9 protein-coding genes are annotated in these 11419 nt (G+C 49.0%); 5 read left to right on the plus strand and 4 right to left on the minus strand.

Annotation, left to right across the window (positions count from 1 at the left end; all coding sequences use genetic code 11):
- Positions 1 to 56 precede the first annotated feature (56 nt).
- On the plus strand, positions 57 to 1121 hold the full coding sequence (locus A5320_RS04525) for a hypothetical protein (protein WP_157605637.1): 1065 nt from the start codon (positions 57 to 59) through the stop codon (positions 1119 to 1121).
- A 134-nt stretch (positions 1122 to 1255) separates the two neighbouring features.
- Here the strand turns inward: A5320_RS04525 and typA are convergent, their stop codons facing one another.
- Positions 1256 to 3076, minus strand: a complete 1821-nt coding sequence (gene typA / locus A5320_RS04530) for a translational GTPase TypA (protein ID WP_068061496.1) — start codon at positions 3074 to 3076, stop codon at positions 1256 to 1258.
- Positions 3077 to 3583: 507 nt separating this feature from the next.
- On the opposite strand from typA, the gene glnA reads away from it, so the two are divergent.
- The 4 genes from glnA (at position 3584) to glnG (ending at position 8251) form a co-directional block, all read left to right on the plus strand.
- Positions 3584 to 4993 (plus strand): glutamate--ammonia ligase, encoded by a 1410-nt coding sequence (gene glnA, locus A5320_RS04540; RefSeq protein ID WP_068061502.1) that lies wholly within the window; start codon positions 3584 to 3586, stop codon positions 4991 to 4993.
- Positions 4994 to 5174: 181 nt separating this feature from the next.
- A complete protein-coding gene (locus A5320_RS04550; RefSeq protein ID WP_068061509.1) occupies positions 5175 to 5687 on the plus strand; it encodes a DUF4124 domain-containing protein in 513 nt (170 codons plus the stop codon).
- A gap of 81 nt (positions 5688 to 5768) precedes the next feature.
- Positions 5769 to 6839: a nitrogen regulation protein NR(II) gene (gene glnL / locus A5320_RS04555; protein WP_082971530.1), complete on the plus strand. Its 1071-nt coding sequence runs from the start codon at positions 5769 to 5771 to the stop codon at positions 6837 to 6839.
- Positions 6840 to 6841: 2 nt separating this feature from the next.
- A complete protein-coding gene (glnG, locus tag A5320_RS04560; RefSeq protein WP_068061512.1) occupies positions 6842 to 8251 on the plus strand; it encodes a nitrogen regulation protein NR(I) in 1410 nt (469 codons plus the stop codon).
- 54 nt (positions 8252 to 8305) lie between these two features.
- Here glnG and A5320_RS04565 read toward each other — a convergent pair whose 3' ends face one another.
- The 3 genes from A5320_RS04565 to A5320_RS04575 all read right to left on the minus strand — a co-directional run bounded on the left by A5320_RS04565 (position 8306) and on the right by A5320_RS04575 (position 11418).
- Positions 8306 to 9400, minus strand: a complete 1095-nt coding sequence (locus A5320_RS04565; protein ID WP_068061513.1) for a hypothetical protein — start codon at positions 9398 to 9400, stop codon at positions 8306 to 8308.
- A gap of 67 nt (positions 9401 to 9467) precedes the next feature.
- Positions 9468 to 10520 (minus strand): hypothetical protein, encoded by a 1053-nt coding sequence (locus A5320_RS04570; RefSeq protein WP_068061516.1) that lies wholly within the window; start codon positions 10518 to 10520, stop codon positions 9468 to 9470.
- Positions 10521 to 10962: 442 nt separating this feature from the next.
- Positions 10963 to 11418, minus strand: a complete 456-nt coding sequence (locus tag A5320_RS04575) for a Spy/CpxP family protein refolding chaperone (protein ID WP_068061519.1) — start codon at positions 11416 to 11418, stop codon at positions 10963 to 10965.
- Position 11419 lies beyond the last annotated feature (1 nt).

An 11419-nucleotide genomic window follows, 5' to 3' on the forward strand; every position in this document is an offset into this window, starting at 1 on the left:
CCAACATCAGCTGCGATGAAGTACAACAGTCGTGGATTATTTAACAAGGATCTTCAATGAAATGGATATTCATGGGACTGCTGTTGCCCGTTGTGGTTCTGACAGGTTGCTCTGTACGTCCGGTGACCCTGCAACAAGATTACCAAAGTGTGCGCGTGACGATGTCAGGAACACCGCAAGACACCTATGCACTAGTTGATCAGATGGATCAATTGGTGAGTCAGGCCACCGTATCGGGCGAACAATTAATCTTTCAATTACCGCCGAACCTGGTTGTAGATCAGTGTTTTAGTTTGCAAAGCTTACAACATCGGCAATCACTGGCCGAGCCACCGTATTTCATGTTGTCGCTAGTGGCGCAATACCGCGACTTGTCTGTTCGTAAAATGCGGGTAGAGCAGGAACTGCAAGCGGCAATTGACGCCGAAGTTAACTCGCGACAGTTCCATACCAACACCATGCTGGCATTAGAACAACACCCGGCATTCGCCGAGAACAGCTGTCTGGTACCGCCACAGCAAGTATTGCCGGCGGAGCCGTTCACCAAATGTCAGTCCGAACAGGAATGCCGCAGTGAAGGGGGCGCCATTTGTTTTAGTCTGTTGTTAGGAAATGAAGGCTGTGGTATCGCCGCACAGCAACTGCAAATTCCTGGATTATTATCAAATCCGGGCTGTTCTGCCATAGCCGCCGAATTGGCAGGTGAAAAATATCAACTGGATCAGGCGGTCGTCGATGCACTGGCGGGCTACGCCGACGATATCGCTAATCAGATGATCCAAAGTGAATCAGGGTTTGATCAATTCTTTGGGATCTTGCTTAAAGGCGTTGGTTATGCCGTCAAACTGGAAAACGCACTGCAATGCACAAACGATTTTGTGCAGCGGCATTTTGGTCCTAAACTGGCGTGGCAAGCCGAAGTTCAGCAGATCATCGCTGCACCACAACGCCTATACAGTCAATGTCAGCAGTTTGTGCAACACACTCACCAGTCTGTCGCCGCGATCCATGCGGCAATCGCACAACAACAGCAACTGCAACCACAACTTGCGGCTATCAGCGAGCAATTAACCGTATTACAACAGCTGCAACTCCCACTTGATGCGTGCCCCGGCAGTTGATCTGAGCGGTTGACCAGCGACATCAAAAACTCCGGCAATTGCCATCGTGCCCAGCGACACTGGCGCTGTATCAAAGCCAAAAAAGCAAAAAGGTCAGCATATGCTGACCTTTTGTTCAAACATCGGTAAAGCGATTAGCTACGGCTAGCGCGTTTACGGTCGTTTTCTGTCAAATGACGTTTACGAATACGGATTGACAGTGGAGTTACTTCAACCAGCTCATCGTCATCGATAAACTCCAATGCCTGTTCCAGCGTGTAGCGGATTGGCGGCACTAAGTTGATCGCTTCATCAGTACCAGAAGCACGGACGTTGGTTAACTGTTTGCCTTTTAAGCAGTTTACAGTTAAGTCGTTGCTACGGCTGTGAATACCGATGACCTGACCTTCATACACTTCATCAGCATGACCGATGAACATACGACCACGTTCCTGTAGAGAGAAAATCGCGTAACCAGCGGCTTTACCCATGGCGTTAGAAATCAGCACGCCGTTCATCCGCAGACCGATTGAACCGCCTTTGTACGGGCCGTAATGGTCGAAGCTGTTGTACATCAGACCAGTGCCTGAAGTTAACGTCATAAACTCAGTACGGAAACCAATCAGACCACGGCTTGGCATCTGGAAATCCATCCGGATGCGGCCTTTACCGTCTGGCTGCATGTTGGTCATTTCAGCTTTACGCTCGCCCATTTTTTCCATGATCGAGCCCTGGTGCTGCTCTTCCACGTCAATGGTGACGTTCTCGATTGGTTCCATTTTCGCGCCGTCAACCACTTTCATGATTACTTCCGGACGAGAAACGGCTAGTTCAAAACCTTCACGACGCATGTTTTCGATCAATACGCCTAAGTGCAGTTCACCACGGCCAGAAACTTTGAACTTGTCGCCGTCTTCTGTTTCTTCAACACGCAGCGCCACGTTGTGTTTCAGCTCGTTGGTTAAACGCTCTAAAATCTGACGTGAAGTCACATACTTACCTTCTTTACCAGCAAATGGCGAAGTGTTGACCTGGAAGGTCATGGTCACTGTTGGCTCATCTACTTGTAATGGCGGTAATGCTTCGAGGTTGGTCGTAGCGCAAATAGTGTCAGAAATTTTCAGTTCGCCTAAACCAGTGAATGCGATGATGTCACCGGCGTTTGCTTCCTGAGTTTCAATCCGTTCCAGACCTAAATAGCTGAATACCTGACCAACTTTACCGTTACGTTTTGAACCATCAGCGCCTAATACGGTGACTTGCTGGTTCACTTTTAACGAACCACGTTTGATGCGGCCGATACCGATAATGCCAAGGTAGCTGGAATAATCTAACTGAGAAACCTGGATCTGAGTGTCGCCATTCAGTTCAACTTTTGGTGGCGCCACGTGCTCAACAATAGCTGCGAACAGATCGTTGATATCAGTTTTTGGCTCGTTGTAATCAAGCGTTGCCCAGCCATTGATGGCTGATGCGTAAACGATTGGGAAATCTAACTGCTCGTCAGTCGCGCCTAAGTTGTCGAACAGATCAAATACCTGATCAATAACCCAATCCGGACGTGCGCCTGGACGGTCAATTTTGTTGACGACAACGATTGGTTTTAAACCGTGGGCGAAAGCTTTTTGCGTTACGAAACGTGTTTGTGGCATTGGGCCTTCAACAGCGTCAACTAACAGTAATACTGAGTCAGCCATTGACAGTACACGTTCAACTTCACCACCGAAGTCGGCGTGGCCTGGTGTGTCCAGGATGTTGATGTGGTAACCGTTCCAGCGAACTGAAGTGTTTTTGGCCAGGATGGTAATTCCGCGCTCAGACTCCTGTGCATTTGAATCCATCATCCGTTCTTGTAACTTAGCGCGGGCATCGAAAGTGCCGGATTGTTGCAGTAATTTGTCAACAAGTGTAGTTTTACCGTGGTCAACGTGCGCAATGATGGCGATATTGCGCAACTTGCTGAGATCATAAGACATTAATGTGGTGCTCGCTTTGTGAAGTGTTAATGTGTACCCGCATGTATCAAATCACAGCAAGTACTCGAAAAATTCGTGCGCGCATTTTACCTGCTTTGTGGGTCGGAGGGAAATTTATCTGTTTGTGGCATTTTTTCGCTGAAACTGAATTCGCTATTTTTTACCCCTGATCCAACACTATTGATCGATATTTTCTGCAGCACCTTGTCACCTGACACAATCCAATGAAAAAATTGCCGCGACCGCGCTACATCTTCTAAAAACTTGCTATGGTTAGCGCTGCATTCAATTTGGTGCAATAACACGCGACAATGCACCACAAAGAGGCGATCATGCACCATATTGATGCACACCACTGAGGGTGCGTGGTAGGATTGTCGGCAGTATTTATTAAAATCAACAGCTTATATAATTGGCATACTATTAGCTTAGTAAGCGCAACTTGTCGGTTGAACCGATATCTTCAAGTACAGTTTGAGTATTAACAGGAATAATCCGGAGGATTGCATGTCTGCATCGAACGTTCTGAGCTTTATGAAAGAAAACGACGTGAAGTTTGTTGATTTACGTTTTACTGATACCAAGGGTAAAGAGCAACATGTGACTATCCCTGCCAACCAGATCAATGAAGATTTCTTTGAAAACGGTAAAATGTTTGACGGTTCTTCAATCGCTGGCTGGAAAGGCATCAATGACTCAGACATGATTTTAATGCCTGAAGCCGCTTCCATGAAGCTGGACCCATTCTTCGAAGAAACCACCTTAAACATCACTTGTGATGTTATCGAACCAAGCACCATGCAAGGTTACGACCGTTGCCCGCGTTCTATCGCAAAACGCGCAGAAGAATACTTAAAATCAACCGGTATCGCTGACACCGTATTGTTCGGACCTGAGCCAGAATGGTTCATGTTTGATGAAGTCCGTTTCAAAACTGACATGTCAGGTTCATTTTACAAATTAAATTCAGAAGAAGCTGCCTGGAACTCAGACGCTGTGTATGAAGGCGGCAACAAGGGCCACCGTCCTGGCGTAAAAGGTGGTTATTTCCCGGTACCACCAGTAGATCAACATCACGATATCCGTAGCGCTATGTGTATGGTGCTGGAAGAAATGGGTCAGACGGTTGAAGCGCATCACCATGAAGTTGCTACTGCCGGTCAGAACGAAATCGCGACCCGTTTTAACACTTTAACCTTAAAAGCTGACGAAACGCAGATCCTGAAATATGTAGTCCACAATGTGGCACACATGTACGGCAAAACTGCGACTTTCATGCCAAAACCAATCGTTGGTGACAACGGTTCAGGCATGCACTGTCACCAGTCTTTAGCTAAAGACGGCGTCAACCTGTTTGCCGGCGACAAGTACGCAGGCCTGTCAGAACTGGCTTTGTATTACATCGGCGGTATCATCAAGCATGCGAAAGCCATCAACGCTTTCACCAACCCGTCAACCAACTCGTATAAGCGTCTGGTGCCACACTATGAAGCGCCGGTCATGCTGGCTTATTCAGCCCGTAACCGTTCCGCTTCTGTGCGTATCCCACTGGTACCAAGTGCTAAAGCACGCCGTATCGAAGTGCGTTTCCCGGATCCAGCGGCGAACCCATACCTGGCATTCGTTGCGCAGATGATGGCTGGTCTGGATGGTATCCAGAACAAGATCCACCCAGGCGATGCGATGGATAAAGACTTATACGATCTGCCACCAGAAGAAGAAGCGCTGATCCCTCAGGTTTGTGGTTCGTTAGACGAAGCACTGGACAACCTGGACAAATCACGCGCCATTTTCACCAAAGGCGGCGTGATGTCAGACGAAATGATCGATGCTTACATTGCACTGAAACGTGCTGAAGCGAAAAAAGTTTCTATGGCGGTTCACCCACTGGAATACGATCTGTACTACAGCGTATAAGTAGCAGCTTTTAAGCAGATTAACCTGTTCAAAGCAGCGTTAATCGGTTGATTTTCAAACATATAACTTTTTAGTGAAAAAGCCCGCAACTGCGGGCTTTTTGTTCTGGTCAAATCAAACAAAGCGCGATAGAGTAAACAAATAATTACCAAACAGCTATTGTTGTGAAAATAGGTATCCAATGAAAAAAGCACTGTGGTTGTTGTTACTCACATGCCTTGCTGCAACGGCAGCAGACGACAAGAAAGTTTTTGTCACCGTCGACAAAAACAACAATCTGGTGTTTTCTGACAGCCCAAGCCCTGGTGCTACCCAAGTCACAGTGAAAGATACCGCCACCCAAATGGTTCCTACGACACCAGGCGTTTCTACCTCAGTAGTACAGGAAAGCACTAAATTCGAAGTTGCTATTTCCAAACCTGAACAGCAAGGCACAGTCCGCGAAAATAGTGGCACCGTGTATGTGTCTGGCCAAATCAAACCCATGTTCGCCCAGGGACTGCGGGTGAAGCTGTATCTTGATGGCAAACAAGTGGCCGGCCCGACCGGTAATGCCAATTTTATCCTCCACAACGTCGATCGCGGCGAACATCAACTGACCCTCGAACTGCTTGATCAAAACGGCAAGATTATTGCAACCAGTCCGGTAACGACCTTCTATTTGCATAGAGCTTCGGCTATTTCACCAAAATAGTGCATCGCGGCTGAATTCTCAGCCATCACCAGTTACACTGGAGATTAGGATGCACCGAACTGGTGCAGAGGAATCAACACTGTGACGCAGACCCCAAAGTCGCTGGATTTAACCGGCATCGACTACGCCAATCACCTGACCACGGCCATTATGGTGTTGGATGCACAACTACAGGTGCAACATTTTAATACCGCCTGTTGTGCTTTATTAAGCATCGGCGAAAAACGACTGCAAAATCATTACTTTCCAGCTCTGTTCCAATTCAGCGATTTACATGCCAGCCATCTTGTCAGCACCCTCACCACCAAGCAGGGTTTTGGCGTCAGCGATGTCAATTGTGTACTGCCGGATGGCCGCCATATTCTGATCGACATTACCGCCAGCGCCCTGGAAACCGAATTACCGGCGTTATTAATCGAACTGCGTCAGGTCGACCAACAACGTAAAATCAGTATGGAAAGCCTGCAGCAACATCAACATCTGGCGGCGCGGGAGCTGATCCGTGGTCTGGCGCATGAAATTAAAAACCCCCTGGGTGGCTTGCGTGGTGCAGCACAATTGCTGGAAGAAACGCTGAACGAAGAGCAAAAAGAATATACCCAGCTCATTATTGCCCAGGCCGACCGGCTGCGAAATCTGGTTGACCGCCTGCTTGGCCCCTACAAACCGCCGCAGCGATTGGTGTCAAATATGCACCAAATCATTGAAAGGGTCAGCCAGCTGGCACAGATGGATAACCCATCCGGCGTGCAGTTTGTGCGCGATTATGATCCCAGCATTCCGGATTTTTTACTCGACCCGGAACTGATTGAACAGTCGCTATTAAATATTGTCCGCAATGCCCAGCAAGTGTTGCCGAACGGCGGCCAGATTGTGCTGCAAAGCCGGATTTTGCATCAGCACACTATTCATGGTCGTCGCCATCGCTTGGTCGCCACCATCAAAGTGATTGATAACGGTCCCGGTATTCCGGCGGACATCAAAGACACTTTATTTTACCCAATGGTCAGCGGCAAACCCGGTGGCACCGGTCTGGGTTTATCGATTGCCCAAACGCTTATTCATCAACATGACGGCTGGATTGACTGTGAAAGTTGGCCCGGCCGTACCGAATTTACTTTGTATTTACCCATCAACTCGCAAGGGGCTTAAGCATGCATCAGGATGTCTGGATTATTGATGATGACAACTCCATCCGTTGGGTGTTAGAAAAAGCGCTATCGCGCGCTGGTATTGTCTGTGAAAGTTACGCCTCCGCCGATCTGATGCTGCAGCGGCTGGAATACGACCAACCAGCAGTGGTGGTGTCCGATATCCGGATGCCGGGCACCGATGGCATGGCGCTGTTATCCAAATTGCAGGAACTAGCACCGGAGCTGCCGGTAATTATCATGACCGCCCACTCGGACTTAGACAGTGCGGTGAACGCTTTCAAACGTGGTGCTTTTGAGTATTTACCCAAACCATTTGATATCAATGAAGCGGTGGGGCTGATTAGCCGTGCGCTCGAGCACGCCATGGCGAAAAAGCCCAAAGCGCAGCCAGCACCCACGTCACAACTGACTGAAATCATTGGTGAAGCGCCGGCGATGCAGGAAGTATTTCGCGCCATTGGTCGTTTATCGCGCTCCAGTATCAGTGTGCTGATCAACGGTCAGAGCGGTACCGGTAAAGAGCTGGTGGCGCAGGCGCTGCATAAACACAGCCCCAGATCCGAACAGCCGTTTATCGCCTTGAATATGGCGGCAATTCCAAAAGACTTGATTGAATCAGAACTGTTTGGCCACGAAAAAGGCGCATTTACCGGCGCCGCCAATTTGCGCAAAGGCCGCTTCGAACAGGCCGATGGCGGCACTTTGTTCCTCGATGAAATTGGCGATATGCCGCTGGATGTACAAACCCGGTTATTAAGAGTACTGGCTGACGGCCAGTTTTACCGGGTTGGTGGACATCAGGGGGTCAACGTTGATGTGCGGATCATCGCAGCCACCCATCAAAACCTCGAGCAACTGGTGGCTGAAGGCAAATTCCGCGAAGATTTATTCCACCGCTTAAACGTCATTCGAATTCACATTCCGGCATTGAAAGACCGTAAACAGGATATTCCAAAACTAGCGCAGCATTTCCTGCAACAAGCGGCGAAAGAGCTGAATGTTGAAGCGAAAAGTTTAGCTTTGGATACTGAAAAGTATCTGGCACAACTGGATTGGCCGGGTAACGTGCGGCAGCTGGAAAATACCTGTCGTTGGCTGACGGTGATGGCAAGCGGCAAACAAGTATTGCTGTCTGATTTACCCCCGGAACTCACTGCTGCACCAAAAGTGTTCAGCCCGCTGGGCGGCGACCAACATCACAGCTGGCAAGATTTGCTGGCCGCCTGGGTACAACAAAAACTGACCGCCGGTGAAGAAGATATTTTGTCCGAAGCAGGCCCGGAATTTGAGCGCATTGTGCTGAAACAAGCGCTGCAATTTACTCATGGCCATAAACAGGACGCGGCAAAACGCTTAGGCTGGGGACGCAATACCCTAACCCGCAAGTTAAAAGAACTGGATATGGAATAAAGGTTTGGGTTGTCGCTGCACGAGCGCAACCCAGCATTTAGCTTTCATCAACCTTCATTTACCGCCGGCCATTTTTTGTAAAAACTCTAAGCGCTGCAGATCTTCAGCGCTTGGCTCTACCGCTGCATCCAACAACTGAGCCGGGTCAAAATCCCCTAAGGCAAATTCAGGTTGCGCGCTACGACCATAGCGAGCCGGTTCAAAAGGCGAAGGTGAACGTCGTTCTAACTGGAAAGTCGTTAACAGATAGTGAGCCGCCTGATCCGAATTAAATGCATCCGGCCTGGTGCCTGACGCATCATTTGGCGCGCCTGGCAACACCATTTTATGCGCTTTTAATTCGAGTGTCTGTGAACCTTCGGCAAGGTCTGCACTTGCCGTCAACTGCGCCACAGGCTGACCATCCGCCGTCAGTAAATTTGCCCGCAGCCGATAAGTGCCGGCTAATTCCACTTGAATTTGCACCGGGATCACCATATCGCTGCCCCGAGCCAACACCGGCTTCACGGCGGTGATGATAGCAACCGGCAGACTGTATTCGATGCCGGTCTGCACACTCTGGGTTTGTCCTGCCCCGCTAAACTGGAATTCGACAATGAGCGGGCCATCCCAATGTTTTTCGGCTGCTAACGTTGCAACATACTCACCGCTACTACCTGACAAAGTTTCTGTTACCAGCAGCTTGCCGCTGAGTTCATTTTTCAACAACACCTGCACTTGCGATAGCTCGATGTTCTGCGCTTTTAGGCGAACCACCACCGGTTCAGGTGCACTGAACCGGTATTTGTCGGCTTCAATACTGACGCTGGCACCGCCCTCCAGCGGCAACTGCTGCGCGATAAACTGATTGGGTGCCAGCAACTGCGTATCAGCAAGAGTCAGCGGCCTGACATAATCCGGCAGCTGCAATTCTTCGGCATAGGCTGTTGCCACCAGCGCGAAACTTTGTTGCATCGTTTGTGGTAATTGTTCCGGTTTTGGCGGAGCCCGCGTTGCCACAGTGGTGACTTGTGCAGTTTCGGCAACCGCAGCAGTTGCGGGTTCAGCTTTGATCATCAATGTTGAAACAGGCTGCTCGGTGGGCCACAGCCACCAAACGACTGCCAACAGCGCAAGCAGTACCGCCAACAGCCAGGATTTTTGTTGCATATTTACTCCGGTGATCCGGCAGCGGCCAAACACACTGTTGCCCGCTGCCTGCCAGGTTCAACTTGGGTTAGTTCGCAGCAAGAAACACCAGATCAGTCATGCTGAACCGGTCCGAGCCAGTGACTAACTGATACTTTGAACTGAAGACCCACCAGCCGCGATTTTCCTGAAAAGTCGTAAATTTCAGGGCGCGCTGATCAAGATAGTTCACCTGGCTACGCGCAGCTGTCACTTGCCCTTGCCGTTGCAGGCCAATAGTGGCGTTGTGACTGTAACTATCACTCATCAGCAATGGGTAATGATAAGGCATAAAGTTGCGGACACCGGCCGCCTGGCTTTCCAGCTTACCATCGAGCGCAATACTGGCCGAGCAGCTATCAAAGGCTGCAGCCTGCGAAGCACCACAACTTGAATGTGGGGAGACCACACCGTCATCATCGCCGGGTAAAAATGGGCTGGTCGCGCCAAGGTAATCCGAAGCACCACCGACAAAACGCAATCTTGGTACTTTACTCAGTGGCTGTGGCGCTAACTGCCTGGCCGTATTCACCCGCAAATCATGTAACACACCAACATTACCGGCGGATGGCGTTTCACCCAGCCATAACGACAACGCAAACTTCAGCGCGCCATCAATCAAACCGCCACCAGTCGCCACATTCACCGCTAAATCGGCGAGTTCAGAACCACCACCGGCACCGGAAAAGTCAAAAGTAGCCACGATATTCAGCGGTGTTAAACCGGCATTTTTTAGCCATAACGCTTGGTTATCAAGGATATAACGGGTTATTAAGTCGCCGGTGGAGTGATTAACGAAAATACAGCCGCGCGCGCAGGTGCCGTCTATTGCTAACTTTTTCAGCTGTGGCCAGACATAGTCACTGGCGATTTTCCCGCTGATCCGCTCTTGTGAGGGCCAGTCAATCCGTAAATCGGCACGGCTAGCCCAATAGTCTTGCCAATATGCCTGGCCATTCACTTTGACCTGACTGGCGTTGGGTTTATCTTTTAAATTATCGGGCTGAAAACCGTGGATTAACACCACCGGATAGCCGCCCACGGCAGCACTGACATTGATACTGCAAAATGCTGCGGCCAGCAGCAATGCTGTTATTTTCATCTACTATCCCCTTGTCTGGATTTGATTTTATTTTGATTGGCTTTTTTAGTTTTACGGAACAGACAGCTGACAGATCCGATTTCTAAGATAGAGCAGTTCAATACAATCACAATCGGCACTTTGGGGAACAAATGTTAAATTTAAGCCAGCTTCAACAGCTGTTTGTTTGAAATAAAGGACAATTTTTATACAGAAACATCACTTCAACAGCATAAATCTGTGTGATCCGCAGCAACAGCTGTCACAGTCAAATGGTCGTACAAGGTTTAAAGTATTTGCTCAGATTATTTTATTGAAGGGTTAAATTAGTTGTACAAAGCGGTTGCAGCTAACCATCATACTCAAACATCTTACTCAAAAACCGGATAAAAAAGGCGCTTGACCATGAAGGTCAAAGCGCCAGTCAGGATGAACATTTCACGAACCCGCTTGAGCTCGCAAATTATTCAGACGCGGCTGCCTTTTCACGCATTTTATGGCGCATTTTTGCTTTGCGCTCATCCAATTTAGCTTGTTGTTCCGGCGTTAACACTGCGCGTAACTGGTGTTGGAATTTCAACTGCGAAACTTCCATTTCGAGGCGTTTGGCTTGTTGTTTTTCCAGTAACACCCGCACTCCGGCTTCATCAAAAGTAGGCGCCTGCAATAAAGTTCTTAACTCTTCACGACTTTCTGCAACTACTGCCTTATCCGGCATGGTCTGACGATGCGCCGCAGTTAACTGCTCAATTTGTGCTTTTTGCGCGTCCGTTAGATCCAACCCTTTAAACATTTTCATGCCATGCATGTGATGCATACCATGTTTATGCCCTTCCCTATCACCAGCAAAAGCAGGCATCGTCGCACTCACCATTAATACCGAACTTAAAATTGCTGCCATCAGATTAAATTTTTTCATC

The organism is Rheinheimera sp. SA_1 (genome assembly GCF_001669775.1).
GTDB lineage: Bacteria > Pseudomonadota > Gammaproteobacteria > Enterobacterales > Alteromonadaceae > Pararheinheimera.